The 213-nt window shown below is 44.1% G+C and carries 1 protein-coding gene; it reads left to right on the top strand.

Features of this window, described 5'->3' with window-relative positions:
* Positions 1 to 213 (top strand): DDE-type integrase/transposase/recombinase (locus A10D4_RS13505; protein WP_008490225.1); only part of this gene is annotated, 213 nt, incomplete at both ends.

Raw genomic sequence — 213 nt, 5'->3', positions numbered from 1 at the left:
CGACTTTAATCGTGAAGTATTAGGTATTGATATTGCGACTAGTATGCCGTCATTGCGCGTCATACGCTATCTTGACCAACTTGCTGAATGGCACGGTTACCCCGAGAAAATTCGGGTTGATAATGGCAGCGAATTCACTTCAGAAGTGTTCGTAAATTGGGCAAAAGCACACGACGTTATGATTGATTACATCAAGCCTGGTTGCCCATACCA

The organism is Idiomarina xiamenensis 10-D-4, assembly GCF_000299895.1.
Classification (GTDB): Bacteria; Pseudomonadota; Gammaproteobacteria; order Enterobacterales; family Alteromonadaceae; genus Idiomarina; species Idiomarina xiamenensis.
This window is presented reverse-complemented; position numbering and strand designations above follow the sequence as displayed.